At 68.5% G+C, this 25,129-nt stretch carries 26 protein-coding genes; 6 read left to right on the top strand and 20 right to left on the bottom strand.

What is annotated here, in order from left to right:
• Positions 1-86: 86 nt before the first annotated feature.
• A complete protein-coding gene (locus U5A56_RS26105; protein ID WP_044844895.1) occupies positions 87-749 on the bottom strand; it encodes an RlmE family RNA methyltransferase in 663 nt (220 codons plus the stop codon).
• Positions 750-942: 193 nt separating this feature from the next.
• Here U5A56_RS26105 and U5A56_RS26100 point away from each other — a divergent pair, with 193 nt between their 5' ends.
• The gene (locus U5A56_RS26100; RefSeq protein WP_044844896.1) at positions 943-1,470 is read left to right on the top strand and encodes a YhbY family RNA-binding protein; all 528 of its coding nucleotides are present in this window, start codon (positions 943-945) and stop codon (positions 1,468-1,470) included.
• A gap of 58 nt (positions 1,471-1,528) precedes the next feature.
• Here the strand turns inward: U5A56_RS26100 and U5A56_RS26095 are convergent, their stop codons facing one another.
• From U5A56_RS26095 to gloB, 8 genes are all read right to left on the bottom strand, one after another.
• Entirely contained in the window at positions 1,529-1,987 is a 459-nt protein-coding gene (locus U5A56_RS26095; RefSeq protein ID WP_321925341.1) for a DUF4149 domain-containing protein, read from the bottom strand.
• Positions 1,988-2,001: 14 nt separating this feature from the next.
• Complete coding sequence (gene greA / locus U5A56_RS26090; protein WP_021163362.1) at positions 2,002-2,478, bottom strand: transcription elongation factor GreA; 477 nt, start codon at positions 2,476-2,478, stop codon at positions 2,002-2,004.
• Between the two features lie 118 nt (positions 2,479-2,596).
• Positions 2,597-5,851: a carbamoyl-phosphate synthase large subunit gene (gene carB, locus U5A56_RS26085; protein ID WP_321925279.1), complete on the bottom strand. Its 3,255-nt coding sequence runs from the start codon at positions 5,849-5,851 to the stop codon at positions 2,597-2,599.
• A 60-nt stretch (positions 5,852-5,911) separates the two neighbouring features.
• Positions 5,912-6,571, bottom strand: coding sequence for a leucine efflux protein LeuE (gene leuE / locus U5A56_RS26080; RefSeq protein ID WP_321925277.1), 660 nt, complete (start codon positions 6,569-6,571; stop codon positions 5,912-5,914).
• Positions 6,572-6,608: 37 nt separating this feature from the next.
• Entirely contained in the window at positions 6,609-7,754 is a 1,146-nt protein-coding gene (gene carA, locus U5A56_RS26075; RefSeq protein ID WP_044844900.1) for a glutamine-hydrolyzing carbamoyl-phosphate synthase small subunit, read from the bottom strand.
• Positions 7,755-8,115: 361 nt separating this feature from the next.
• A complete protein-coding gene (locus U5A56_RS26070; protein WP_321925276.1) occupies positions 8,116-9,348 on the bottom strand; it encodes an MFS transporter in 1,233 nt (410 codons plus the stop codon).
• 152 nt (positions 9,349-9,500) lie between these two features.
• On the bottom strand, positions 9,501-11,069 hold the full coding sequence (locus tag U5A56_RS26065; RefSeq protein ID WP_321812386.1) for a transglycosylase SLT domain-containing protein: 1,569 nt from the start codon (positions 11,067-11,069) through the stop codon (positions 9,501-9,503).
• 151 nt (positions 11,070-11,220) lie between these two features.
• Positions 11,221-12,027 (bottom strand): hydroxyacylglutathione hydrolase, encoded by an 807-nt coding sequence (gene gloB, locus U5A56_RS26060; protein ID WP_321925274.1) that lies wholly within the window; start codon positions 12,025-12,027, stop codon positions 11,221-11,223.
• Positions 12,028-12,045: 18 nt separating this feature from the next.
• On the opposite strand from gloB, the gene U5A56_RS26055 reads away from it, so the two are divergent.
• The 3 genes from U5A56_RS26055 to dnaQ are packed head-to-tail and all read left to right on the top strand — an operon-like array spanning position 12,046 to position 14,083.
• A complete protein-coding gene (locus U5A56_RS26055) occupies positions 12,046-12,858 on the top strand; it encodes a class I SAM-dependent methyltransferase (RefSeq protein ID WP_044844904.1) in 813 nt (270 codons plus the stop codon).
• On the top strand, positions 12,855-13,298 hold the full coding sequence (rnhA, locus tag U5A56_RS26050) for a ribonuclease HI (RefSeq protein WP_044844905.1): 444 nt from the start codon (positions 12,855-12,857) through the stop codon (positions 13,296-13,298). The genes U5A56_RS26055 and rnhA overlap by 4 nt, the downstream gene beginning before the upstream one ends.
• Before the next feature lie 50 nt (positions 13,299-13,348).
• Complete coding sequence (gene dnaQ / locus U5A56_RS26045) at positions 13,349-14,083, top strand: DNA polymerase III subunit epsilon (protein WP_321801422.1); 735 nt, start codon at positions 13,349-13,351, stop codon at positions 14,081-14,083.
• 40 nt (positions 14,084-14,123) lie between these two features.
• Here the strand turns inward: dnaQ and U5A56_RS26040 are convergent, their stop codons facing one another.
• Complete coding sequence (locus U5A56_RS26040; protein ID WP_044844907.1) at positions 14,124-14,456, bottom strand: YnfA family protein; 333 nt, start codon at positions 14,454-14,456, stop codon at positions 14,124-14,126.
• A gap of 540 nt (positions 14,457-14,996) precedes the next feature.
• On the opposite strand from U5A56_RS26040, the gene proP reads away from it, so the two are divergent.
• Positions 14,997-16,481 (top strand): glycine betaine/L-proline transporter ProP, encoded by a 1,485-nt coding sequence (proP, locus tag U5A56_RS26035; protein ID WP_321925273.1) that lies wholly within the window; start codon positions 14,997-14,999, stop codon positions 16,479-16,481.
• Positions 16,482-16,597: 116 nt separating this feature from the next.
• On the opposite strand, the gene U5A56_RS26030 is transcribed toward proP, so the two are convergent.
• Together U5A56_RS26030 and U5A56_RS26025 are read right to left on the bottom strand one after the other, a co-directional pair.
• Complete coding sequence (locus tag U5A56_RS26030) at positions 16,598-16,795, bottom strand: hypothetical protein (RefSeq protein ID WP_321925272.1); 198 nt, start codon at positions 16,793-16,795, stop codon at positions 16,598-16,600.
• Between the two features lie 343 nt (positions 16,796-17,138).
• The gene (locus U5A56_RS26025; RefSeq protein ID WP_044844909.1) at positions 17,139-17,768 is read right to left on the bottom strand and encodes a glutathione S-transferase family protein; all 630 of its coding nucleotides are present in this window, start codon (positions 17,766-17,768) and stop codon (positions 17,139-17,141) included.
• 181 nt (positions 17,769-17,949) lie between these two features.
• Between U5A56_RS26025 and phaZ the strand changes: the two genes are divergently transcribed.
• Entirely contained in the window at positions 17,950-19,173 is a 1,224-nt protein-coding gene (phaZ, locus tag U5A56_RS26020) for a polyhydroxyalkanoate depolymerase (protein ID WP_321925271.1), read from the top strand.
• Here phaZ and U5A56_RS26015 read toward each other — a convergent pair.
• The 8 genes from U5A56_RS26015 to mdcC all read right to left on the bottom strand — a co-directional run bounded on the left by U5A56_RS26015 (position 19,160) and on the right by mdcC (position 25,121).
• Positions 19,160-19,828, bottom strand: coding sequence for a phosphoribosyltransferase (locus U5A56_RS26015; RefSeq protein ID WP_321812383.1), 669 nt, complete (start codon positions 19,826-19,828; stop codon positions 19,160-19,162). The genes phaZ and U5A56_RS26015 overlap by 14 nt on opposite strands.
• 175 nt (positions 19,829-20,003) lie before the next feature.
• Positions 20,004-20,525, bottom strand: coding sequence for a phospholipase D-like domain-containing protein (locus U5A56_RS26010; protein WP_321812382.1), 522 nt, complete (start codon positions 20,523-20,525; stop codon positions 20,004-20,006).
• A gap of 172 nt (positions 20,526-20,697) precedes the next feature.
• Positions 20,698-21,630 carry a malonate decarboxylase subunit epsilon gene (gene mdcH, locus U5A56_RS26005; RefSeq protein ID WP_044844912.1) on the bottom strand — a complete coding sequence of 311 codons (933 nt, stop codon included), beginning with the start codon at positions 21,628-21,630 and terminating at the stop codon, positions 20,698-20,700.
• Positions 21,627-22,529, bottom strand: coding sequence for a triphosphoribosyl-dephospho-CoA synthase MdcB (gene mdcB, locus U5A56_RS26000; RefSeq protein ID WP_321925270.1), 903 nt, complete (start codon positions 22,527-22,529; stop codon positions 21,627-21,629). Before mdcB ends, mdcH begins: the two co-directional genes overlap by 4 nt.
• Complete coding sequence (mdcG, locus tag U5A56_RS25995; RefSeq protein WP_321925269.1) at positions 22,526-23,194, bottom strand: malonate decarboxylase holo-[acyl-carrier-protein] synthase; 669 nt, start codon at positions 23,192-23,194, stop codon at positions 22,526-22,528. The genes mdcB and mdcG overlap by 4 nt, the downstream gene beginning before the upstream one ends.
• The gene (gene mdcE, locus U5A56_RS25990) at positions 23,181-23,888 is read right to left on the bottom strand and encodes a biotin-independent malonate decarboxylase subunit gamma (RefSeq protein ID WP_044844914.1); all 708 of its coding nucleotides are present in this window, start codon (positions 23,886-23,888) and stop codon (positions 23,181-23,183) included. Before mdcE ends, mdcG begins: the two co-directional genes overlap by 14 nt.
• Positions 23,875-24,810 (bottom strand): biotin-independent malonate decarboxylase subunit beta, encoded by a 936-nt coding sequence (locus U5A56_RS25985; protein ID WP_321925267.1) that lies wholly within the window; start codon positions 24,808-24,810, stop codon positions 23,875-23,877. Before U5A56_RS25985 ends, mdcE begins: the two co-directional genes overlap by 14 nt.
• On the bottom strand, positions 24,807-25,121 hold the full coding sequence (gene mdcC / locus U5A56_RS25980) for a malonate decarboxylase acyl carrier protein (RefSeq protein WP_044844916.1): 315 nt from the start codon (positions 25,119-25,121) through the stop codon (positions 24,807-24,809). Before mdcC ends, U5A56_RS25985 begins: the two co-directional genes overlap by 4 nt.
• Positions 25,122-25,129: the final 8 nt, after the last annotated feature.

The raw sequence follows: 25,129 nt of genomic DNA, 5'->3' as shown, positions 1-25,129 counted from the left end.
CCCTGCCATAAGGATTGACAACCGCCGCGATAGCGCTTCGCTTGTCTGGCAAGGGCCGGAGCCCGTTTGCGGCACGCCGCTGCGCGTCAGCGCGGATGCTTCAGATGCCGACCCAAAATGAACGTTTCGGACGATTTGTCGCGGGACGCCTTCGGCTTGCGCGGCGCGACAGTCTTAAACTGCTGTTTGAACTTTTCGACGATCTGGCTGTAGCCGCTGCCGTGAAAGCACTTCACAAGCAGCGCACCGTCCGGCTTCAGATGATTCTGCGCGAATTCGAGCGCCAGATCGCACAGATGCTCGATGCGCGCCGCGTCCGCCGAGGCCACGCCGGAGAGGTTGGGGGCCATGTCGGAAATAACAAGGTCGACCGCGCGACCTTCGAGCACTTCTTCGAGCCGGTGAAGGACCTCGTCCTCGCGGAAATCGCCCTGCAGGAAGTGGACGTCCGCGATCGGCTCCATCGGCAGGATGTCGAGCGCCACGATCGTGCCGTCGATGCCGCCTTCGCGCTCCGCGTCGCGCTTCTTGCCCTGCGCGAGCTTGTTGCGGGCATACTGGCTCCAGCTGCCCGGCGTCGCGCCGAGGTCGACGATCACCTGGCCCGGACGGATCAGCTTGTCCTGCTCGTCGATTTCCTTCAGCTTGTACGCGGCGCGCGCGCGATAGCCCTCCCGCTGCGCCATTTTGACGTACGGGTCGTTGATGTGGTCGTGCAGCCAGTGCTGGTTAAAGCGGTTTTTTGCCATTCGAGAGAGAGATTGCTGCTATTTGCTTCGTGAAGCCGTGCTTTTGGCGGATAATACGCGTCTTCTTCGCGCGGCTGCGGCCCCTTCCGGGCCCAAGCCGCGATTTTACGTGGTTTCGGCGCGCGGCTGATGCGGTAACTTCCCGCGATTCGCTTCTGACGCAGCGCGCCCCTATTTAGATTTCGACATTTCCATGCCCGCCCTTTCGCTTTCCCCCGCCGAGCGCTCCGCGCTGCGCTCCCAGGCCCATGCGCTCAAGCCCGTCGTGCTGATCGGCGCCGAAGGGCTCACCGACGCCGTGCTGAAGGAAATCAAGGTGCACCTCGCCGCGCACCAGTTGATCAAGATCCGTGTGTTCGGTGACGAGCGCGACGAGCGCGTCGCCATTTACGACGAGATCTGCGACCGCCTGAACGCGGCGCCGATCCAGCACATCGGCAAGCTGCTGGTGATCTGGAAGCCCGAGGCTGCCGTGGCGGCCCCGGCCCGCGGCCGTCGTGCCGGCGCGCTGCCGAGCGCGGCCGAAGCCGTCGACGACAAGAAAGGCCGTGCACCGCGCACCGTCAAGGTCGTCAAGGTGTCGCCGAACGCGAGCCCGGTGCGCCGTCCGCGGCCGGTGAAGGTCACGGTGCGCGGCAACGAGCGCGTGACGGCAGGCGGCACGGTGAAGCGCGCGAAAAAGCGTCAGGCCAGCACGAAGCGGCCGCACCAGGGCAAGTAATCCTGCCGCGCGGCACGGGGCACCCCGTGCCGCGTTGCCCGCGCGGCGCTCAGGCCATTCAGGCGTCTTGCGCCGGCAGACGCCAGATCAGCATCAGCCCCAACACGCTCTCGACGAGATAGAACAGGCTCGAGACGCCGTGCAGCATCCCGAAGCGGCTCGCATACGGCGAGTTCGCGATATCGGTGCCCGCCTCCATCGCGGCCACCCGCAGCACGTTCATGAACGGCTGCAACGCAAAATACCCGACCAGCACGCACGCGACCATCGCCGCGACGATCCAGCGCACGCGACGATAATCGCCGCTGCCGCGCCGCACCTGCTGGTTCGACAGCGCGAGCAGCAGCACGCCGCATACGACACCGAGGATCGCCTCGATGCGGAACAGCTGGGCGGCGACCGAGCCGGCCGTCATCCGCTCCAGCGTCCTGAACAGCACGGGCGCGACCGCATACCCGATCGTCAGCAGGCTGCCGACCCACACGGCCGACAGCAGGCGGAACACGCGATGCGGCATCACGTCGCCCCGCTTCAGATATAGCTGACCGAGATGATTTCGTACTCGCGCACGCCGCTCGGCGCCTGCACGGCCGCGACGTCGCCTTCGGACTTGCCGATCAGCGCGCGCGCGATCGGCGAGCTGACCGAGATCAGGCCGTGATCGATATCGGCTTCGTCGTCGCCGACGATCTGGTACTTGACGGTGTCGCCGGACTCGAGATCCTCGAGTTCGACCGTCGATGCGAAGACCACGCGGCCTTCGGCGTCGAGCACGGTGGGATCGATGACCTGCGCGGCCGACAGCTTCGACTCGATTTCCGCGATGCGACCCTCGATGAAGCCCTGTTTTTCTTTCGCAGCGTCGTATTCCGCGTTTTCGGACAGATCGCCCTGTGCGCGGGCCTCCGCGATCGCGTTGATCACGGCCGGCCGCTCGACGGACTTGAGGCGCTGCAATTCATCGCGCAGTTGCTCTGCGCCACGCTTTGTCAACGGAATGGTGCTCATAAACGGCTCAATCGCTAAAAACGGCTATAAAAAAAATCACCGCGATTAAACGTATTTCCGGTGAACCGGAAACACCGCTTAATCGCGGCACGTGTTGCTTCGACAGGTAACTGACTGCTTAGTTTAGGCGAGCGTGAAGACCTTGTAAATCATAGACTTCCAGATCCTTCAGGTAGCGCAGGCCTTCGACGGCCGCGCGCGCGCCGGACATTGTCGTGTAGTACGTGACCTTGTGCGCCTGCGCGCTCATGCGGATCGAACGCGAATCGGCGATCGCCTGGCGCGTCTCGTCGACCGTCGTGAACACGAGTGCGATCTCGCCGTTCTTGATCATGTCGACGATGTGCGGACGGCCGTCCTTCACCTTGTTCACGACCTTCACCGGCACGCCGGCCGCTTCGATCGCGGCAGCCGTGCCCTTGGTCGCGACGATCGGGTAGCCGAGGTCGTGCAGCATGCGCGCGACTTCGACCGCCTTCGGCTTGTCGGCATCCATCACGGTGAGCAGCACCGTGCCCGACTCCGGCAAGCGCGAACCGGCCGCGAGCTGCGACTTGAACAGCGCTTCGCCGAAGGTCTGGCCGACGCCCATCACTTCGCCGGTCGAACGCATTTCAGGCCCGAGGACCGGATCGACGGTCGGGAACTTGACGAACGGGAACACCGCTTCCTTCACGCTGAAGTACGGCGGCTCGACTTCCTTCGTCACGCCCTGCTGCGCGAGCTTCTGGCCGACCATCGCGCGCGCCGCGATCTTCGCGAGCGGCAGGCTGGTCGCCTTCGACACGTACGGCACCGTGCGCGACGCGCGCGGGTTCACTTCGAGCACGTAGATGATGTCCTGCTTCGAACCGTCCGCCTGCGGCACCTGCTGGATCGCGAACTGCACGTTCATCAGGCCGACCACGTTCAGCGCCTTCGCCATCGCGCCCGTCTGGCGCTTCAGCTCGGCCACGGTTTCCTTCGACAGCGAGTACGGCGGCAGCGAGCATGCCGAGTCGCCCGAGTGGACGCCCGCCTGCTCGATGTGCTCCATCACGCCGCCGATGAACACGGCTTCGCCGTCGCAGATGCAGTCGACGTCGCATTCGATCGCGTCGTTCAGGAAGCGGTCGAGCAGCACCGGCGAATCGTTCGACACCTTCACGGCCTCGCGCATGTAGCGCTCGAGGTCGCGCGGCTCGTGGACGATTTCCATCGCGCGGCCGCCCAGCACGTACGACGGACGCACGACGAGCGGGTAGCCGATTTCGGCCGCCAGCGCGAGCGCTTCTTCTTCGGCGCGCGCGGTGCGGTTCGGCGGCTGGCGCAGGCCGAGGTCCTGCAGCAGCTTCTGGAAGCGTTCGCGGTCTTCGGCCGCGTCGATCATGTCCGGCGACGTGCCGACGATCGGCACACCGTGCGCCTCGAGGTCGAGCGCGAGCTTCAGCGGCGTCTGGCCGCCGTACTGGACGATCACGCCGACCGGCTTTTCCTTGTCGACGATCTCGAGCACGTCTTCCAGCGTCAGCGGCTCGAAGTACAGGCGGTCGGACGTGTCGTAGTCGGTCGACACCGTTTCCGGGTTGCAGTTGACCATGATCGTTTCGTAACCGTCCTCGCGCATCGCGAGGGCCGCGTGCACGCAGCAGTAGTCGAACTCGATGCCCTGGCCGATCCGGTTCGGGCCGCCGCCCAGCACCATGATCTTCTTGTTGGTGGTCGGCTGCGCCTCGCACTCTTCCTCGTAGGTCGAGTACATGTAGGCCGTCTTGGTCGCGAACTCGGCCGCGCAGGTGTCGACGCGCTTGTAGACCGGGCGCACGTTCAGTTCGATGCGGCGGCGGCGGACGTCTTCCGGCGTCGCGCCGAGCAGCTTCGCGAGGCGGCGGTCGGAGAAGCCGCTCTGCTTCAGGAAGCGCAACTCGTCGAACGTCAGCGACGCGAGCGTGCGGCCCGCGAGCGCCTTTTCCTTCAGGATGATCTGCTCGATCTGCTCGAGGAACCACGGGTCGATCGCGGTTTCCGCGAAGATTTCCTCGGCCGTCATGCCGATGCGGAACGCATCGCCGACGTACCAGATGCGGTCCGGGCCCGGCTCGTGGATCTCGATCGCGATCTCGTCGCGGTCGGTCGACTTCTCGTCGAGACCGTCGACGCCGACTTCGAGGCCGCGCAGCGCCTTCTGGAACGATTCCTGGAACGTGCGGCCGATCGCCATCACTTCACCGACCGACTTCATCTGCGTGGTCAGGCGCGAATCGGCTTCGCGGAACTTCTCGAACGCGAAGCGCGGGATCTTCGTGACGACGTAGTCGATCGTCGGCTCGAACGATGCCGGCGTCTGGCCGCCGGTGATTTCGTTCTTCAGCTCGTCGAGCGTGTAGCCGACCGCCAGCTTCGCCGCGACCTTCGCGATCGGGAAGCCGGTCGCCTTCGACGCGAGCGCCGACGAACGCGACACGCGCGGGTTCATCTCGATGACGACCATGCGGCCGTCCTTCGGGTTGATCGAGAACTGCACGTTCGAGCCGCCCGTGTCGACGCCGATCTCACGCAGCACCGCGAGCGATGCGTTACGCAGGATCTGGTATTCCTTGTCGGTGAGCGTCTGCGCCGGCGCGACCGTGATCGAGTCGCCGGTGTGCACGCCCATCGGGTCGAGGTTCTCGATCGAGCACACGATGATGCAGTTGTCGGCGCGGTCGCGCACGACTTCCATCTCGTATTCCTTCCAGCCGAGCAGCGATTCCTCGATCAGCAGTTCGCGCGTCGGCGACAGGTCGAGGCCGCGCTTGCAGATCTCTTCGAACTCTTCGCGGTTGTACGCGATGCCGCCGCCCGAGCCGCCGAGCGTGAACGACGGACGGATCACGACCGGGTAGCCGCTGCCGCCGGTGCCGGCCATGATCTCGGCGTGCACCTGGGTCGCTTCTTCCATCGAGTGCGCGATGCCCGACTTCGCGGAACCGAGACCGATCTTGGTCATCGCTTCCTTGAATTTCTGGCGGTCTTCCGCCTTGTCGATCGCTTCCGGCGACGCGCCGATCAGCTCGACGCCGAACTTCTCGAGCACGCCGTGGTGGTGCAGGTCGAGCGCGCAGTTCAGCGCGGTCTGGCCGCCCATCGTCGGCAGGATCGCGTCCGGGCGCTCCTTCTCGATGATGCGTGCGACCACTTCCCACGTGATCGGCTCGATGTACGTGACGTCGGCCGTGTTCGGGTCGGTCATGATCGTCGCCGGGTTGCTGTTCACGAGGACGACCTTGTAGCCCTCTTCACGCAGCGCCTTGCAAGCCTGCGCGCCCGAATAGTCGAACTCGCAAGCCTGGCCGATGATGATCGGGCCGGCGCCGATGATGAGGATGCTTTTGATGTCTGTGCGTTTTGGCATGGCTTGTGAATTCAGTAAGTAATCTTTGTCGTGGCGTTGTCGTCGGTCGGCAGGCCGCGCTCAGCTCATGGTGGCGAGCGCGAGCTTCACCGAGAAACCGATGAACAGGCCGCCCACGCTGCTCGCCGCGCCCGCCGCGAGCCTGCGGCGGCGGCGGAAATGCTCGGCGAGCCGTGCGCCCGCGAAGATCAGCGTGCTCAGGTACAGGAAGCTCGCGCATTGCGCGATCGCCCCGAGCACGACGAACGACAGCGCGGGATGCGGGAAGGCCGGGTCGACGAACTGGATGAAGAACGAGATGAAGAACAGGATCGCCTTCGGATTCAGGAGGCTCACGATCAGCGCCTTGCGAAACGGCCGCTCGCCGTCGACCGCGGGCGCTGCCTCGGCCGGCGCATCGCCACGCGCGCGCAGCTTCTGCCACGCGCTGCGCAGCATGCCTGAGCCGATGTAGAGCAGATACGCGGCGCCGCCGTACTTCACGACGGAGAACAGCAGCGGATTCGCCTTCAGCAGCGACGCGACGCCCGCGGCGGACAGCACCATCAGCACCGTATCGCCGACGAACACGCCGCAGGCCGCGCGATAGCCGGCCTTCACGCCGCGCTGCGCCGCGAGCGACAGCACGTACATCGAGTTCGGCCCCGGCAGCAGGATGATGAAGATCACGCCGAACACGTAGGTCCAGATATCCGTGATGCCGAGTGCGTGGCCGAACATGATGCGAATCTCCCGTTCTTCGGTTGCTTCAGTTGCGTCAGGCGTTGCGCTGCTTCGCCGCGTCCATCAGTGCGGTGAAACGGTCGAACAGATAGCCGATGTCGTGCGGGCCGGGCGACGCTTCCGGGTGGCCCTGGAAGCAGAATGCCGGCTTGTCGGTCAGCTCGAAGCCCTGCAGCGTGCCGTCGAACAGCGACACGTGCGTCACGCGCGCGTTGGCCGGCAGCGAATCCGCATCGACCGCGAAGCCGTGGTTCTGCGACGTGATCACCACGCGACCGTCGCCGAGATCCTTCACCGGGTGGTTCGCGCCGTGGTGGCCCGTCTTCATCTTGAGCGTCTTCGCGCCGACCGCGAGGCCCATGATCTGGTGGCCGAGGCAGATGCCGAAGGTCGGCACGCCGCGCTCGATGAACTGCTTCGTGGCCGCGATCGCGTAGTCGCACGGTTCCGGATCGCCGGGGCCGTTCGACAGGAAGATGCCGTCCGGATTCAGCGCGAGCGCATCTTCCGCGCTCGCTTGTGCCGGCAGCACCGTCACGTGGCAGCCGCGCTCCGCGAGCATGCGCAGGATGTTGTACTTGACGCCGAAGTCATACGCGACGACGCGGTACTTCGGCGCTTCCTGCATGCCGTAGCCGCTGCCGAGGCGCCATTCGGTCTGCTTCCACTCGAACGGCTTGGTGGTCGACACGACCTTCGCGAGATCCATGCCCGCGAGGCCCGCGAACGAGCGCGCGAGCTCGATCGCCTTCGCCTCGTCGTCCGAGCCGGCCAGGATGCAGCCGCTCTGCGCGCCCTTGTCGCGCAGGATCCGGGTCAGCTTGCGGGTATCGATGCCGGCGATCGCGACGACGCCTTCGTCGCGCAGGTAATCGCCGAGCGTGCGGTCCATGCGGAAGTTCGATGCGAGCGTCGGCAGATCACGGATGATCAGGCCGGCGGCATGGACTTTCGTGGCTTCGACGTCTTCGGCGTTGACGCCGACGTTGCCGATATGCGGGTAGGTGAGCGTGACGATCTGACGCGCGTAGCTCGGATCGGTCAGGATTTCCTGATAGCCGGTAATCGCGGTGTTGAACACGACTTCACCGATCGTGTGGCCTTCGGCCCCGATCGAATAACCACGAAAGACCGTGCCGTCGGCGAGTGCAAGCAAGGCGGGAGAAAAAGACGGCAACACGGGAGGCTCCTTGGGGAACACCCTGCTGCCGACCTGTTTACCCTGCCGCGCGAGCGCCGCGCTGCGTAGGCGCGCGGAATCGCTAGCTGGACGCGACCTGCGTTGTCGAGACGCGAACCCGGCGCGTGGCGCACGAGGCTTCGCGGCATCGCCCGACAGGCGGCGTGCGGCGGATGAACGGGATGAGTGAGGTAGGCGCTAGGGTGCGAGGTTGATCAGCACAAACTTTCAAATTATAGCCCGAAAATGGCCTTATCTTCAATCGATATGGCCGTCCGATCGTGCATGCGGCGCGCGTGACGGCGCGCGGTCGCGCACGACACTCGTTGCTGCGGCCCCGTTTCCGCAGCCGCCCTACCCGTCAGCGTACCGCCGGATCAACGTGCTTGCCAGCGCTGCGCGCGGGCCACACGCACCAGACCGCGCTCGCGAGCTGCAGCGCGAGCAGCACGCTCCACGCGGTGACGTGCGCGGCGGCCGGGTAATGGCCGTCGACGGCCGGCCAGTGCGACAGCACCGCGCCGATGCCGATCTGGAACGCAAAGATCAGCACGAAGATCACGAGCGTCAGCGTCGTATTTGCGCGGCCGATCAGATGCGCCGGAAAGTGACCGGCCAGCACCGCGTAGGTCAGGATCCCGACGCCGCCGAACATCCCGTAGGCCGCCCACAGCACGGCCGGCGGCAGCGGCACGCGCGCGACGATCGCGCCCTGCGTGGCGACGAACAGCGCCATGCCGATGCCGCAAAATGCCTGGACGGACACCCCGCGGCGCTCGAGCACGCGCGCCGCCGCGCCGAAGCCGACACAGCCCGCCATCATCGCGAAGCCGAGCACCGACACGAGCCGCGCGGCGTGCTGCGCATCGAACCCCGCGACGTCGCGCAGGTACGGGCCGACCCACAGCGACTGCATCGCGTAGAACACGCTCTGCGTGACGATCGAGAACGACGAAATCTTCCAGAACGCACGGCTGCCCAGGATGTGCCACGTGCCCTTGAACTGGCTGACGATCCCGCCCTGCTGACGCGGCCGCTCGGCTTCCGGCGCACCGAGGCCGATCGCGGCCGCGACGACGATCGTCAGCACCGCGAGGCCGCCGCAGATCACGCGCCAGCTCGTCACGCCGAGCAGCCAGGTCAGCGGCGAGCCGACCGCGACGCCGCCCAGGCCGCCGACCGCCATCACGAGGCCGTTGACGAGCGGCAGCCGGCCGACCGGAAAATGCTGCGCGAGCGCCTTGAACGCCGCGCCGAGACACACCGACACGCCGACGCCGATCAGGAGCCGGCCGACCATCATCGTGCCGAGGTCGTGCGCGATGCCGAACACGGCGGCGCCGGCTGCCGCGAACAGCAGCATCCCGGCCGCCACGCGGCGCGGGCCGAAATGGTCGAGCAGCACGCCGGCCGGAATCTGCGCGCCGGCGAAGCCGAGGAAATAGAGACTCGTGAGCAGCCCGAGATCGGCAGCCGACAGCCCGAGCTCGTGCGTGACGAACGGCGCGAAGCCGAGATTGACGCCGCGGAACACGTACGACACGAAATATCCGATCGCAAACAGCGCGAGCACCCTCACCTGCACCGACGACATCGCTTCTCCTTGTGACTGCGCGCAGCGGCGGCCGCGCTGCCGCGCACAAACGAAAACGCCGTCACCTCGGTGACGGCGTTGCTACGCGTTTCGTCGGATGATAACGCAATCGCGCGCCCCGGTCGGGCCGCCGCGCCGCGATCGCGGCCGCGTTACTTCTTGCCCTTGTGCGCAGCGGCCTTCGGTGCAGCCTTCGCGGGCGCGGCCTTGGCCACGCGGGCCGCCGGTTTCGCGGCACCGTGCTTCGCGCCGCGCGACTTGCCGCCGACGGACAGGCTCGCGCGCTCGATATGCGCGCCGGCGGTCGACGTCGCGATCCGCTCCGGCCCCGGCTCGGCCGGCACCGCGCGGCCAACCGGCACGTGCAGCACGAGCGCCTGGCCCGGCATCGCGAGATCGCGATGCGTGCGGTTCCATGCCTTCAACTGCGCGACCGACACGCCGTAGCGGCCGGCGATCGCCGCCATCGACTGCTTGCGGCGCACGCGGATCAGCATCTTGCGCGTGTCGGGCACGTCGGGTTCCATCGCGAGCACGCCGTTTTCCGCGACGTCCGCGCTGATGTCCTCGTCGTCGTCATCGCCGCGCGGCACGACGATCGTCGAGCCCGGCTTCAGGCGCATGCCGGCCGGAATCTTGTTGACCGACATCAGCGTGTCGGCGTCCACGCCGATCTTCTCGGCGATCGCGGCCGGGCGCGCACGCTCGCTCACCGTGTAGGTGGTCCACGTCGACAACTGGCCGTTGTAGGCCTTCAGGTTCTTCTCGAACGCCGCCGCATTGTCGAACGGCAGCAGGATCTGCGGCTCGGTCGCGCCGAGGATCACCGGCTTCGCGAACGACGGGTTCAGCGAGCGGAACTCGTCGAGCGACAGGTTCGCGAGCTTCGCGGCCACCGCCACGTCGATGTCGCGCGCCGTCGTGACCGTCACGAAATACGGGTGGTTGGGGATCTCCGGCAGCGTCAGGCCGAACTGCTGCGGATTCGCGATGATGTTCTTCACCGCCTGCAGCTTCGGCACGTAGTTGCGCGTCTCGTTCGGCATCCGCAGGCTCTGGTAGTCGGTCGGCAGGCCGGCCGCCTGGTTGCGCGCGATCGCGCGCTGCACGTTGCCTTCACCCCAGTTGTACGCGGCCAGTGCGAGATACCAGTCGCCGAACATGTCATGCAGGCGCGACAGGTAGTCGAGCGCGGCGCTCGTCGACGCGAGCACGTCGCGACGCTCGTCCTGCCACATGTTGCGCTTCAGGTTGTACGTGCGGCCCGTGCCCGGCATGAACTGCCACATGCCGGCCGCCTTCGCGACCGACAGCGCCTGCGGATTGAACGCGGACTCGATGAACGGCAGCAGCGCGAGCTCGGTCGGCATGTGGCGCGCCTCGAGCTCCTCGACGATGTGATAGAGGTACTTCTGCGAGCGCTCGGTCATGCGCTGCACGTAATCGGGACGCTGCGTGTACCAGGTCGTCTGCATGTCGACGAGGTCGCTCTGCAGGTCGGGCATCTGGAAGCCGCGGCGAATGCGGCCCCAGAGATCGGAGTCGGCACTGGTCAGGTCGCCGACGGATTGCTTGTCGACGTCGACAGTTTCTTTGGCGGTGGCTGATTTACGGAGGTAGTTGGACGTCGCCTGCGAATCGGCGGCGTTGTTGGCGACAGGGGCCTGGCTCGCGCAAGCGGCGAGCAGCAGGACCACCATCGCACTCAATATAAGTCGCATGAAAATCTCGGCTTCCGACGGCTGGAAATTGCTGGCGATACTACGGAAGTGCGTGCTTCACGTCAATAAAAACACCGAAAACTCAGCGAAATCCTACATTTGCAGCAATTTTTACAGACGCTACCTGAGGTTTGGAGTCCTCCCGAAATCGTCATCGGAACCGGTTTTTCCACTCGCGCATCAGCGTGAATGCCGCCAGTCGATCCGGCACCGTTTCGTGCAGCTCGGCCTCGAGCGTCGCATGGATGGCCGCGCTGTCCGACCGCATGAACGGGTTGACGGCACGTTCGTGCGCGATCGTCGTGGGCAGCGTCGGCACGCCGCGCGCGCGCAGCGCCTGCGCATCGTCGCGCCAGGCGGCGAGCGCCGCATTGCCCGGTTCGCACGCGAGCGCGAAGCGGATGTTCGACAGCGTGTATTCGTGTGCGCAATGCACGCGCGTGTCGCCGGGCAGCGCCGCGAGCGCGTCGAGCGACGCGAGCATCTGCGCGGGCGTGCCTTCGAACAGCCGGCCGCAACCGCATGAGAACAGTGTATCTCCGCAGAACACGTGAGGCGTGGCCGCGCCCTGCCCGGCCGCCTGGAAATAGGCGATGTGGCCGCGCGTATGACCCGGCACGTCGAGCACGTCGAACGCAAGCGCCGGTGCGCCGAGCGTCACGCGATCGCCGCCCGCGAGCGGGCGCGTGACCACGTCGATCGATTCTTCCGCCGGGCCATAAACGACCAGCGGCACATCGTCCGGTTGGCCATCTTGCAGCGCCGCGACACCGCCGACGTGGTCGGCGTGATGGTGCGTGAGTAAAATAGCGGTCAAGCGCCAGCCGCGTTCGGCAAGAACACGGCGTACCGGCGCGGCTTCACCCGGATCGACGGCGATCGCATCGCGGCCGTCCGAGACGAGCCAGATATAGTTGTCTTCGAATGCCGGCACCGGCACATATTCCAGCTCGTTCATGGGCACGCAATCATCGTTATGTCCGATCGTCAAATTATAGACTGGCCCGCCTGGACCGACTCGCCACCCGGCCGCTACGTGCTGGACTGGGAGCAGGCGCAGCTCGACCGGATCGTGTCCGACGTCTTCGGGTTTCACGCGCTGCAGCTCGGCCTGCCGCAGCTCGACGCGCTGCGCGAGAACCGCATGCCGTATCGCGGCCTCGTGCTCGACCCGGCGAGCGGCGCGAGCGCGCCCTACCAGTATCCGTGGGCGCGCGAGGCGCATGCGCCCGAGCATGCGCCGGCCGATCGCAGCACGACCTGGTGCGACCTGCTCGACCTGCCGTTCGAGTCGCAGAGCGTCGACCTGATCGTGATGCCGCATACGCTCGAATTCACGTCCGACCCGCACCGCCTGCTGCGCGAGGCCGAACGCGTGCTGATGCCGGAAGGCCAGCTCGTGATCACCGGCTTCAATTCGCTGAGCCTGTGGGGCATGCGGCAGTCGTTCGGGCGCATGGCCAACCGCCCGTTCGTGCCGGCCGCACGCGACCAGATCGCGTTCATCCGGCTCAAGGACTGGATCAAGCTGCTCGGCTTCGATCTCGAGCGCGGCCGCTTCGGCTGCTACCGGCCGCCGCTCGTCACCGACAAATGGCTTGCCCGCTACGGCTTCATGGAAGCCGCCGGCGACCGCTGGTGGCCGATCTTCGGCGCCGTCTACATGGTCACCGCCGTCAAACGCGTGCGCGGCATGCGTCTCGTCGGCCCGATCAAGATGAAGAAGCCCGTGCTCGCGCCGGGCCTGACGCCGGCGGCCACCCCGACCACCCATCAAGAACACTCATGACCACCGACACCATCGACATCTATACCGACGGCGCCTGCAAGGGCAACCCCGGCCCCGGCGGCTGGGGCGCACTGCTGCGCTACGGCGACCGCGAAAAGGAGCTGTTCGGCGGCGAGCCGAACACGACCAACAACCGCATGGAGCTGATGGGCGTGATCGCCGCGCTCGAGGCGCTGAAGCGGCCGTGCCGCGTGATCGTCCATACCGACTCGCAGTACGTGCAGAAAGGCATCAGCGAGTGGATCCACGGCTGGAAGAAGAAGGGCTGGGTCACCGCGGCGAAAACCCCGGTGAAGAACGCCGACCTGTGGAAACGGCTCGACGCGCTCGTCGCGCAGCACGAGGTCGAGTGGCGCTGGGTGAAGGGCCATGCGGGCCATCCCGAAAACGAACGCGCGGACGCGCTCGCGAACCGCGGCGTCGCATCGCTCGCGGCCTGAATCGCAGCCTGAACGCAGGCCGCCCTACCGTCTTTCCCGATTTATCCGACATGCGCCAGATCATTCTCGATACCGAAACCACCGGCCTGAACCCTCGCACGGGCGACCGCCTGATCGAAATCGGCTGCGTCGAGCTGCTGAACCGGCGGCTCACCGGCAACAACCTGCACATCTACGTGAACCCCGAGCGCGACAGCGATCCGGGCGCGCTGGCCGTGCACGGCCTCACGACCGAATTCCTGAGCGACAAGCCGAAGTTCGCGGAAGTCGTCGACCAGATCCGCGACTTCGTGAAGGACGCCGAGCTGATCATCCACAACGCGCCGTTCGACCTCGGGTTCCTCGACGCCGAATTCGCGCGGCTCGACCTGCCGCCGTTCACCGAGCATTGCGGCGGCGTGATCGACACGCTGGTGCAGGCCAAGCAGATGTTCCCCGGCAAGCGCAATTCGCTCGACGCACTGTGCGACCGGTTCGGCATCAGCAACGCGCACCGCACGCTGCACGGCGCACTGCTCGACTCGGAGCTGCTCGCCGAGGTCTATCTCGCGATGACGCGCGGCCAGGACAGCCTCGTGATCGACATGCTCGACGACGCAGGCGCCGACGGCGGCGCGGCGAACGGCCAGCGCGTGGCGCTCGCGTCGCTCGACCTGCCGGTGCTCGCGGCGAGCGACGACGAACTGGCCGCGCACCAGGCCCAGCTCGACGAACTCGACAAGTCGGTCAAGGGCGCCTGCGTATGGCGCAAGTCCGCCGACGCGGACGCCGCCGAAGCCGCCTGACGCGGCGTCTCACGAGCCGAAGCCGTGCCTGCAGCCGCGCTCAAGCGCGCGGCTGCAGTGCGATGACGGCCATCCCGCCGAGCGCGAGCATCGCGCCCGCCACATCCCAGCGGGTCAGCGCGATGCCGTCGACCGCCCGCAGCCAGATCAGCGCCACCGCGATATACACGCCGCCGTACGCCGCATACGTGCGCCCTGCCGCGCTCGGGTGCAGCGTCAGCAGCCACGCGAACAACGCGAGCGACAGCGCGGCCGGCACCAGCAGCCAGACGGGCCTTCCGCCTTTCAGCACGAGCCACGGCAGGTAGCAGCCGACGATCTCGGCCAGTGCAGTGACGGCGAACAACGCCGCAATCCTGATCAGTTCGGTCATCCGGTTCCCCGCAGATTCGGCCCCCATCCGGCGGGCCGCGCGACCCCGCCGCGCGCCGCCGATCATACCGGAGCCGACCCCGCCGGAACCGCCGCCAGACGGGGGATTCCCGGCAATTTGCACGATCGTCTGTCATCGTGCTATCATGTCGCCTGTTTCAACATTCAATCTCTGTCTATTCGATTTCGCAAGAAGTCCGTCCGCGCATTGCGGGCCGGTGCTTCGACCGAAATTGCATCCACAGGAAAGCCCGCCCGACAGGCCCGCTTTTCTCGTTTCGTTGCCCCTCCGGGGCGCTTGCCGGAACGCCGGACTCCGTCCGCGCCGGCATCTGCCGCTCGCATCACGCGGCCCATTCTTCATGAGCGCACCGTCGCGACGGCCCATCGGGCCCGCGTCGAAGCAGTCCCTTACGGCCCTTTACCGCCTCATGTGCAGTAAGCGCTTAAATGGCCTGCCCCGACGCGCAGCACACGACATCGCGCTCGCCGGCAAACCGTGTCGGACGGCCCGCCCGTTCCGGCGCAGTCAAAGGAGTGCATGACCTTGACCGCAACACACGTCAGCCCGACCGCTGCTTCTTCCTCCACGTCGTCCGGCGAGGCTCCGCTCGCCGCGGACGACATTACCGTCGTCGACCAGAGCCTGCTCAAGCGCGCCGTCAGCGCGATGGCCATCGGCAATGCGATGGAATGGTTCGACTTCGGCGTCTACAGCTATATCGCCGTCACGCTCGGCAAGGTGTTCTTCCCGTCCAGCAGCCCGTCCGCGCAGCTGCTCGCGACCTTCGGCACGTTCGCGGCCGCGTTCCTCGTGCGCCCGCTCGGCGGCATGGTGTTCGGCCCGCTCGGCGATCGCATCGGCCGGCAGCGCGTGCTCGCCGCCACCATGATCATGATGGCCGTCGGCACCTTCGCGATCGGCCTGATCCCCAGCTACGCGTCGATCGGCATCATGGCGCCGATCCTGCTGCTCGTGGCCCGCCTCGTGCAGGGCTTCTCGACCGGCGGCGAATACGGCGGCGCCGCCACCTTCATCGCCGAGTTCTCGACCGACAAGCGCCGCGGCTTCATGGGCAGCTTCCTCGAGTTCGGCACGCTGATCGGCTATGTGATGGGCGCCGGCGTCGTCGCGCTGCTCACCGCGTCGCTGTCGCAGGAAGCGCTGCTGTCGTGGGGCTGGCGCGTGCCGTTCCTGATCGCGGGCCCGCTCGGCCTGATCGGCCTGTACATCCGGATGAAGCTCGAGGAAACGCCGGCGTTCAAGCGCCAGGCCGAGGAGCGGGAAGCGCAGGACAAGGCCGTGCCGAAAGCGCGCTTCCGCGAGACGCTGATGCGCAACTGGCGCGCACTGCTGCTCTGCGTCGGCCTCGTGCTGATCTTCAACGTGACCGATTACATGGTGCTGTCGTACCTGCCGAGCTTCATGTCGTCGACGCTGCACTTCGACGAGTCGCACAGCCTCGTGCTGGTGCTGATCGTGATGGTGCTGATGATGCCGCTGACGCTCGCCGCCGGCCGCCTGTCGGACAAGGTCGGCCGCAAGCCCGTGATGCTGGCCGGCTGCGTCGGCCTGCTCGCGCTGTCGATCCCGTCGATGATGCTGATCCATGCGGGCACCACTGCGTCGGTGTTCAGCGGCCTCCTGATCCTCGGCGTGCTGCTGTCGTGCTTCACCGGTGTGATGCCGTCGGCGCTGCCGGCGCTGTTCCCGACCGAGATCCGCTACGGCGCGCTCGCGATCGGCTTCAACGTGTCGGTGTCGCTGTTCGGCGGCACGACGCCGCTCGTCACCGCGTGGCTCGTCGACGTGACCCACAACCTGATGATGCCTGCGTACTACATGATGGGCGCGGCCGTGATCGGCATCGTGTCGGTCGTCGCACTCGCCGAAACCGCACGCCAGCCGCTCAAGGGCTCGCCGCCGGCCGTCGCGTCGCGCCGCGAGGCACACCAGCTGGCGCGCCAGCTGCGCGAGGAAGACGACGCGGAAATCTACGGCGTCGTGTCGCCCGCGCGCGCCTGAGCGTCGCCCGCTCGCCCATGAAAAAGCCCCGGCCAAAGCCGGGGCTCGATCGAACCCGATCCGCCCGACCGGCTTGCGCCGGCCGGGCGTTTTTTATCCGTAGACGTGACGCGGGTTCATGCGTGCGCTTCGCCGTGGCGGCAGAAGATCAGCGCACGCGAACGCGACACGGCTGCCTGCGCGCCGCGCGCGGCGACGATCAGGCCGACCTGGCCGAGATTGAAGTCGCGCTCGACCATCAGTTGCGTCAGCGCGGCAAGCGGCAACACGACGGACGGGTGGTACAGACTCGATTCGATCAGCGCTCTCATCATCGGCTCCATCAGGCAATGCATATTCGATGGAGTGGATTCTAGGGACGGCCCGCATCCGGATAAACGGCGCGAATGCGAAGTCACTTGTCAGCGGCGGAGAACAATCGGCTCGTCCTTGCCGGACGGGGCCGGGCGGGCGGCGCGCGGTCGCGCGGGCGCATAAAGTGCAGCGGCGCGACGTGGTTTTCCGCACGTCGCGCCGAACAATAACGCGCGGCCGGACGCGCCGCGCACTGCGGTTGGGTCGATACGCGCCGAATGCCGGCCCGGTTCCGACGCGGCGGGGCCGGACGCGCCGCCCTCGCCCGCCGCCGTTCCGGTGCTGCCGGGATCGACGCCGCGTTCAGGCGAGCGGCGTCTCGACAAACGCCGGCAGCGCTTCCGCACGCGCCGAATGCGCGGCCAGCGCCGGATACCGGGCCGGATCGATCCGCGCGAGCGCCGGATAATCGGCGGCCATGAATTGCGTGAAGCGCCAGGCGACCGCGACGGTCACGTCCGACTGCAGCAGCCGCGCGCCGCCGAACCAGCCGTTCGCGGCCGCGACGAGCGGCTCGAGTTCGCCGTACGCGGCCTCGAGCTGGCTCAGCACGCGCTCGAGCCAGGGCGCGTGCTGCTTGTCGGTCGGTCGCAAAGCGTGCTCGTACACCACCTGCACCGTCTTCTCTGCCGCCGCCAGCGCGAGGCCGACCGGCACCAGCGTGCGCAGCCGCGCGTCGGCGGCGTCGGGCAACAGGCGCCGCTCCGGGGCGACGCGATGGTCGAGGTAGTCGACGATCAGCGACGAATCGAGCAGCGTCGCACCGTCGTCGGTCACGAGCGTCGGCGCCTTCACGACCGGGCTGAACGACCGGAACCGGTCGAACTGACGAAACACCGAGACCGACTCGTGTTCGAACGGCAGGTCGAGCAGCTTCGCCGATATGGCGACACGGCGCACGAACGGGGAATCCAGCATGCCGATCAGCTTCATCGCGAACGCTCCGCTTGAGGGAATGGGACCGACGACTGTAGCAGCGCCGTGCGCCGGTGCCTAGCGCGATGCCGCCGAAACGCGCGGCGAAATCCGCGTCGTCCGGTCACGTTTCCGACACCCGCTGCGCGCCCGGAGTGACCATAATGCAGATTCCCCCCCTTCCGCCTCGAGGTTCGCCATGTGGTACGACGTCGTCGAGCAGCAGCGGGAATGGATGCGCGCCTGGCGCGAAGCGACGCGCCACGCGTTCGACGTATGGCCCGCCGCGACGCTGCCGCACGCCGTGTCGTCGTGCTACGACGACCTGTTCGAGCCGCTCCTCGGGCCGGCCGCCGGGCCGCCGCGCTTCGAGATCCGGCGGCCGGCCGTCGACGAGCGGATCGTCGCGCGCACGCCGTTCTGCCAGTTGCGGCGCTTCGCACGCGACGATGCGCGGCGCGCGGTGCTGCTGTGTGCGCCGCTCGCGGGGCACGCGGCCGTGATGATGCGGGAGACCGTCGAGGCGCTGCTCGCGGACGGCGACGTCTGCGTGACCGACTGGGTCAATGCGCGCGACGTCCCGCTCGCGGCGGGCCGCTTCGGGCTCGACGAGTACGTGGCGACGCTCGACGGCTTCGTCGACGCGCTCGCCCGCGACGACCGGCCGCTGCACGTCGTCGCCGTATGCCAGGCCACCGTTCCCGCACTCGGCGCACTCGCGCTGCGCGCCGCGCGCGGCCACGCACCGCCCGCGAGCGTCACGCTGATCGGCGGGCCGCTCGACGCACGCATCAACCCGACCACGCTCGGCACCACGGCCGCGTCCCGTTCGCTCACGTGGTGCCGCCGCCACCTGATCGACATCGTGCCGCCCCGCTTCCCCGGCCGTGGCCGGCACGTATTCCCGACCTATCTTCAGCAAGGCGAGATCGCGCTGCTGTATCCGCAACGCTTCCTGACGCTGATCGAGGACTACGCGCGCGCCGCGTCGCACTTCGACCTGACGGCGCTGGCCGACGCGCGGCGCGCGCTGCACGAATACACGGCGCTGCTCGACATGCCGGCCGAATACTTCCTGGATACCGTCGATATCGTGTTCCAGCGGATGTGCCTCGCGAACGGCACGTGGCAAGTCGGCGGCCAGCGCGTGGAGCCGGCCGCGCTGCGCGGCGTCGCGCTGCTGACGGTCGAAGGCGGTCGAGACGCCGTCACCGGCGCCGGCCAGACGCATGCGGCACTCGACATGTGCCGCGGCCTCAAGGCCGGCGAGCGCCAGCGCCTCGATATCGACGATTGCGATCACTACGGGCTGTTCACGGGTGCGCGCTGGCACGGCAACGTCCATCCGGCGCTGCAGCGCGTGTTCGCGCAGGCCGAAGCCGTTCGCCCGGGATCGCGCCGGCGCCGGGTCAGGCGGACGTGAGGTCGTCGTCCGGCCCGCGGGCCGCATCGAGGAGCGCGCGCACCTCGTCGTCGCCGGTCTGGTCGAAACGCGCGTAGAACTGGCTGATCCCGAAGAAGCGCAGCGGCTGCGACACCGTCACGAACGCATCGGCCAGATCGTCGAACGCATGCTGGGCGCCGGCCGGCGCGACGGGTGCGGCGGCCACGATGCGCGCGGGATGGCGCTTGCGCAGCGCCTGCAGTGCGACGCGCATCGACGCGCCGGTCGCGATGCCGTCGTCGACGACGATCGCGATGCGACCGTCGACCGGCAGCGGCGGCCGCGCGCCGCGATACAGCGTGTCGCGGCGCTGCAGTTCGGCGGTCTCGCGCACGATCACGTCGGCCAGTTGGGAATCGGACACGCCCATCGCGCGGATCGCCGCGTGCTGCAGGTGGATCGCCCCGCCGGTCGCGATCGCGCCGATCGCGAATTCTGGATCGGAGGGCATGCCGAGCTTGCGCACGACCAGCACGTCGAGCGGCGCGCGCAGCGCCTGCGCGATCGGGAATGCAACCGGTACGCCGCCGCGCGGCAGCGCGAGCACGACGACGTCGCGGCGCCCCGCATAGTCGTGCAGCGCGAGCGCAAGCTGGCGACCCGCGTCGGCGCGATCGGCAAAACACTCGGTCAAGATCGGCTCCCTGCCGTTGGGCCGGATGCGCGACCTGCGCGCCGGCACCTGTTCAACGAGCATGGTTCATCGGACACGCCGATGCAAGCGGGGTCATACCGGCGTGCGCGGCAGGCGGAACGCTGCACGGAAAAGGATGGGTGGCGTTCGCCCGGGGCGGGCCGCCGTCAAGCGCTTAGAGCCCGCCGGCCTGCCGATACAGCCGCCAGAACGACTGCGCGTACGACTGCGCGAGTTCCGGCGCGCGCTGGAACACGTTGACCGTTTCCGCGTGCGCGGCCGCGTCGTCGGACAGCGTCGTCAGCGCGACGCTGTCGTCGACGATCACGAAGCGCGGTGCGGGGTCGCCGTGCCGCGAATCGATCGCGACGTCGATGCCGGCCGATTTCAGATAGCCCGCGCCGCTGTACTTGCCCGCACGCGGCGAGCGCACCAGCACGACCCGCACGTCGATCCCGCGCGAACGCGCCGCGCGCAGCGCCGCCGCGACCGCTGGCGGCACGTACGCGTAGCCGGCCAGCAGCACGCGACGCTGCGCCTGACCGATCAGGTCGACGGTCGCGTCGGCCGCCGCATTGTCATACGAAAAGTACCTGCCGACTGCTGCTGCGTCGGACGGAATCGGGCTGGCGTGGGCGGTCGCCACGCAGCAAAGCGCGGCGACGAGGAAGGCGGCTGGTCTCATGGCGGGCGCCATTGTAGCGACGCCAATTCGCATGACAAGCGCCTGCTGCAGCGCTGCTGCGCCGGCGCAACACCTGGCGCGTAACGACCGGTCGGCAGGCAGATTTCGAACCGGATTTCGAACTGGATTCGACGCAGATTCGAAGCGGTTCCGGCGCGTGATCCGGCCGCTCGCCCGCCGCCGGTCAGCCGGCCGCGACGCGCGCGAGCCAGCTCGCGATACCGTCGACGGAACGGAAATCCGCGACGCTGCGTGCCGGCAGCGCCGGATACGCGCTGCCCGCCATCTCGGCCAGTGCGCGGCCCGGGCCGAGTTCGAGAAACGCGGTCGCGCCGGCCTCGACGCACGCGGCCAGGCAGGCCGCCCACTCGACCGGCTCCGCGATCTGGCGCGCGAGCTTGTCGAGCCCGGCGTCGACATCGAGCACCGACGCGCCGTCGATCCCCGAAAACAGTCGCGTGCCGGGCAGCGGCCGGCGCACGTTCACGGCGGCCAGCGATGCGCGAAACGCGGGCACCGCCGCCGCGAGCCGGTGCGTGTGCGACGCGATCCGCACGCACACGGGCGCGACACGCAGCGCACCGTCGCGTGCGGCGGCGTCGGCCACCGCGGCGACGTCGGCCTGCCGCCCGGCCAGCACGAACGCATCGCCCGGATTGGCGATCGCGATCGCCGCATCGCGGCCGTCGCAGAGTTGCGCGAGCCGCGCACGCGTGAGCCCGCGCACGAATGCCATCCGTTCATCGCCGCCGCTCGCGGCATCCATGGCGCGCGCGCGCGCCTCGGCCAGCGCCAGCGCGTCGTGCGGATCGATCATCCCCGCGACGCTCCACGATGCGACTTCGCCGACGCTGTACCCCGCGACGCAACGACGCCGCGGCCACATCGCCTCGAGCAACATCGTCGCCGCAAGCGCCTGCACCGTGCAGAGGATCTGCGCAGCGCGGTTCTCACGCAGCGCATCCGGTTCAGCGTGTCGCACCCAGTCGCGCGGATCGTCGCCGAGGAGCCGGCCGGCGTGCGCGAACAGCGCATCGGCTTGCGGCGCCGCGCTGGTCAGCTCGAACATGTCCGCACGCTGCGCACCTTGCCCCGAACAGAGGATCGCCAGCGTCATCGTCCCGCCTCGTTCGTCTCGCCCGTTTCGCCCGTCTCGTCCGTTTCATCCGTCTCGAGCGCATCGACGAACACGCTCATCGCCAGCAGGTCGGCCGCGCCGCCCGGGCTCAGCCGGCGCGCGACGAACGCGCGGTGCGCAGCGGCCGCGCGCAGTCGCCAGTCGCGGGCGCGGATGCCGCCGCGGGCAACGAATGCGCGTGCCGTGGCACGCGCGAAATCGAGGCCGGCCTGCCCGCCGCGGTGCAGCAGGTTCGTATCGTCGAGCGCGGCGATCAGCGCGAAGCAGGCGTCGACGCGCGCGGCCTCCGGATCGTCCGGCATGCAGCGCCGCGCGCGGCGCAGGGCCGGCAGCCCGACGTCGTACACGGTCGTGAACCCGTCGGCCGCCTCGCGACGCGCGCCGCCGACGCCGTAGCGGCGGCTCGCGCGCTCGCCGTGACTGTCGGGCAGCCGCGGGCCGCCGAGGATCTCGGTGCCCCAGCGCCGCGCGACGAACGCGCCGAGCGTCAGCGTGCGTGCCGCGGTGCCCGGCACCGTGCGGCGGCCGGCGGCCGCGCACAGCAGCCCGAGCCCGAAGATCGCGCCGCGATGCGTGTTGACGCCGCCGGTCGCGGCAAGCATCGCGTGTTCCGCGCGCAGCCCGATCTTGCGCAGCACGGCCATGTCGGCGTCACGCGCACCGGCATCGGCGAGCTCCGCGAAGTACGGCCGCAGCACGGCCGCGCTGCGCACGAACATCGTGGCATCCATGTCCGCGTGACTGCCGGTGTCGACGTGACTGACGAGGCCCGGCTTCGGATAGGTGTCGATTTCCAGCACGAGGCTGTGCTCGGCGAGTTCGGCGATGCGCTCGGCATCGGACGGCACCGGCGCGCGGCAGGCGGCCCACGCACTCATCGCGTGCCTCCGGTGAATGCGTCGGCAGGCATCAATTCGACGGCGATCGCCGTCTTGACCGCGACTTCAGGCAGCCGCGCATGCAGCTCGCGCCAGTTCACGCCGGCGCCGTCGTCGCGCAGCAGTTCGCCGTCGATGCGCATCGGCGCGTGTTCATCGAGTGTCGCCAGGCCGTCGAGCAGCGCGGCGAGCGATGCGGCGTCCGGCAGCGGAAACACGATGTCGAGATCGGACGACGCGCTCAGGTAGCGCTCTCCCGTCAGCGCCTGCCATGCGAGGCTGCCGAATACGCGGCCCTGCACGCCGCAGCGGGCGCCGAGCGCAGCCAGGTCGCGCAGCGTCGCGTGCCATGCGTCGGGTGCGACAGCGAGCACATCGGCGAGCGTGGGCAGCGGACCGACCGACGCGAGCGCGTCGGCGGCGACGTTCAGTGCAATGCGCCGCTTGCCCGCCGAAGGCGGCAGCGGCAAGCCGAGCGGGATGCGCCCCGCATCGGCCTCGTCGGGCGACGCGCGGCGCACGATCAGCGGCCAGTCGTGCGCGGCCCACGCCTGCACGAGCGGATCGGCCGCCAGCGCGGGATCGCGCGCGCACGCCGCGCCCCACCCGGCCGCCGTCAGCGTGACGAGCGTGTGGCGGCGCAGCGGCGTGTCAGCGTGCGGCACGCGCGAGTGCCTCGACACGCCGCGCGACGTCGGCCGCGACCGGCCGGCCGCGCGCCGCACGCACGTCGTTGCGATCGGCCGGCTTGCCGAGCCATTCGGCGACCTGCGCGTCGAGCGCGCGGGCCGGGTCGAGCACGGCGTCGACGGCGCCCATCTTCACGAGATTGTCGAGCCCCGGCGCGAACACCGGCGTCGAGCGCGCCATCTCCTTCAGCACGTCGATCGGCAGCTTCGTCACACGCGACATCGACGGCAGGTCCATCACTTCCGGCTCCGCGCCCGGCAACGCGAGCAGCGTGCGCGTCGCGAGCGCGGTCGCGATGAACGCGCCCGCGGCCGTATGGCCGTACAGCAGGCCGATCGTCCGGTGCCCGGCGAGCTCCGCGTGCATCAGGCATTTCGCGAGATGCGACAAGCCTTCGTTCAGGCCGAGCAGCTCGTCGCGCTTGCTCATCCGCTGGCTGTCGCTGTCGACGAGCACGAGAATCGGCGTGTCGCCGCCGCGCCCGATCGTGTCGAGCACGTGCGACGCGAGCGTCACGGCTTCGTCGATGCCGAACGGCAGCCGGTCGGCGACGCCGATCACGTCGACGCGCGTGCCGGTCAGATCAGCGTGGCCCGCCAGCAAGCCGCCGGTCCGCGTGATCGCGTGGCCGTTCGGGAACAGCGAGGTCAGAACTTCATCGAGCGTCATGCTGCGCCTCCTGCAGTTGATCGGCGAGCTTCGCGAATTCATCGTCGGGCATGCCGGGAATCGCTTCCGGCTCGCTCGCGCCGAGCGCCCGCCACACGTCGAGCGCGTCCTTGCATGCGCCGAACCGTTCGACGCGCGCTTCGAGACGCGCCTGCTCCGCGCGCAGCATCGCCGCGTCGAAGTTCGGCGCACGGCCGATCAGGTCGAGCGCGGCCGCGCGAAACGCGTCGGGCGTATCGGCCACGTAGCGGTCCGCGCCGCCGATCAGACGGCGATGCTTGCCGCCCATCGTGCGCCAGATCAGCGCGCGGTCCTTCGCATCGAATTCCTCGACGCCGCGATTGGTCTCGATCACCTCGGGCCCCGACACGCTGATGCGCCCCTGCTCCGACACCGCGAGCGCCGAACAGCAGGCGGCGAGCAGGCCGCCGCCGCCGTAGCAGCCCGCGCGCCCGCCGATCAGCCCGATCACCGGCACGCCGGCCGCGCGCGCGTCGACGAGCGCACGCATGATCTCGGCGATCGCCAGTTCGCCCGCATTCGCTTCCTGCAGCCGCACGCCGCCCGTATCGAACAGGATCAGCACCGGCGTGCCGAGGTCGCGCGCCGCACGCAGCAGCCCCGTGAGCTTCGCGCCGTGCACTTCGCCGAACGCGCCGCCCATGAAGCGGCCCTCCTGCGCGGCGACCAACACCGGCTTGCCGTCGAGCCGGCCGCGGCCGACCACCATGCCGTCGTCGAACTGCTGCGGCAGGTCGAACAGCGGCAGGTGCGGGCTCGTCACACGATCGCCCGGCCCGAGAAATTCCGTGAAGCTGCCCGCGTCGAGCAGCCCGTCGACGCGCTGGCGCGCCGACGCTTCGTACCAGCTCGCGCGGTTCGCGACGAATGCGGGTGCGTCGTGGATCGCGTCGGTCATCATGCGCCTCCCTCGATCGCTCGCACGGCCTGCGCGAGCCGCAGCGACACCATGTCGGGCCGCGCGCCGCCGTCGTTGATCGACAGCTTCAGGCCGCCCGGCGCGCGCCGTTCGACGAAGTCCGACACGACGGCCTGCCACACCGCGCCGAAACCGACCGCCGCGGTGCGGATATCGATCTCGCATTCGTTGCCCGGCAGCACGCGCTCGACGAGCACCTCGAGATTGCCGGACGCGACCACGCCGACGAGCGCCGTGGCCAGTTCGCCCTGCGCGCGTTCGCGCGCGGTGAAGCGATAGTTCAACTGTTCCATGCCCTCTT

Source organism: Burkholderia sp. BCC1998, assembly GCF_905339875.1.
GTDB lineage: Bacteria > Pseudomonadota > Gammaproteobacteria > Burkholderiales > Burkholderiaceae > Burkholderia.
Note: the sequence above shows the minus strand (reverse complement) of the source record. Positions and strands in the feature narration are given on the sequence as shown.